This window comes from Vibrio sp. 10N.222.48.A3 (assembly GCF_041475345.1).
Classification (GTDB): Bacteria; Pseudomonadota; Gammaproteobacteria; order Enterobacterales; family Vibrionaceae; genus Vibrio; species Vibrio tasmaniensis_A.
This window is the reverse complement of sequence record NZ_JBFRVX010001113.1, coordinates 1-1,451: the sequence shown is the minus strand read 5'-3', so window position 1 is coordinate 1,451 and position 1,451 is coordinate 1. Positions and strand designations below refer to the sequence as shown.

1 protein-coding gene and 1 pseudogene are annotated in these 1,451 nt (G+C 42.8%); both read left to right on the top strand.

Features of this window, described 5'->3' with window-relative positions; all coding sequences use genetic code 11:
- A pseudogene (locus AB4653_RS24140) lies at positions 1–549 on the top strand (gfo/Idh/MocA family oxidoreductase); the annotation flags it as partial.
- Positions 550–748: 199 nt separating this feature from the next.
- Positions 749–1,087: a Fis family transcriptional regulator gene (locus AB4653_RS24135; protein WP_102258291.1), complete on the top strand. Its 339-nt coding sequence runs from the start codon at positions 749–751 to the stop codon at positions 1,085–1,087.
- Positions 1,088–1,451 lie beyond the last annotated feature (364 nt).

The following is a 1,451-nucleotide window of genomic DNA, read 5'->3' as shown; positions in this document are numbered from 1 at the left end:
GTGCGCTCAATTCAAGGTTCCTACGTTTCGGCGATTGATCAGTTCGTTAACCCTGCGAGCAAAGGCGCGCTATACAACCTTGGCTGCTACCCAATGTCGCTGATTCACTCTGTTGCGCAGCAGCAATTTGGCGAGAGTGTGTTCGATGATGTGCAGATCTCGGCAATCGGCCGACGTGGCCAAGATGGCAATATCTGTGAATCGTCGGCGATGATGCGTTTCAACGGCAGTTTTACCGCGCAAATCCATACTGCTGAAGATCACGGCTTAAAGCATGGTTTTACGATTCTAGGCAGCAAAGGCTGTATCACACTCGACACCAACCCATGGCTACCGACCGAAGAAAATACGTTTACGGTAGAGATCTATGAAACGTCGAAACGTGAAGTGAAAGTCGAAGCGCAAGGCGATGGCTTCCATTATCAAGTGCGTAATATCCGCCAAGCAGTTGAGCAAGGTGACACACAACTTGCTGCGCCGATGGCGACGCATCAAGACTCTCGCGTGATCATGAAGTTACTGACTGATTGGGAACAAGCGGCGAGCTAACATCTTCGTAAATCCTATATTCGCCTCATGCTTGATTGCTTCGTCAGTGATCAAGCATGAGGCGTTTCCTCTATATCTTCCAGTAGACTCTTCCCAATAAATACTTTGCATTTGAAACAGCCACAGTGTCCAATGTCGGTTAAGACAACATTGACCGAAAAACCTTATTTTTTAAGGTGTTAAATAGGATGCTTATTTCATGCGTAAATCAGATAAGAAGATCGAAAATCAAATCAGAGACGTGTTAACGGACGTGTGTGAAGACACGTTAAAAGGCTTCGATGGTTTTCTGTGGGTGACTCATACGGTCAATTTCTCTTCATTCCCGCAAAGTTTGAAAATCGTCTGCGTATTCGATACCAATCAGGATAGAACGAACTTCTTAGAGGTGGGAGGTCAGCAGGAGGTCTTTGTTGCTATCCAAAAGGCGTTTAGTCAGGTTGGGATTACATTGAAGAGCATCGATAAGCACGTCAGTTACGATACACAAGAAAATTGCGATCGCGACCATCAAGGGAAGTGGGACAAGAGGTTGTAAATAGGTTTGGGGGATCAGTGACCTGAGTGCTTAGGTAATGTAATGGCTGGGGGGCTATTTAGTTTATTTTAATCAATGGGGAAAGAACCGGGAATTATTAAATTTCGGTCAACCTAATATTAACAATACTTGTCTTTTTAAGCGCATGAGTTAACTCTATTTTTGAGTAAATATAATTGAGGTGAATGGGTGTCACGTATATAAGTATCGCTAATTGAAGTTGACGTATTTTTATGATTAATAGGTAATAAATACAGCTAGTTACTGATATATGAGTCTAGGTGCGCTTAAATTTCAATGGTGTTTAAATGAACAAAAATAAAATTACCCTAACAACACTCGCAATTTTACCTTTGCTTTCAGC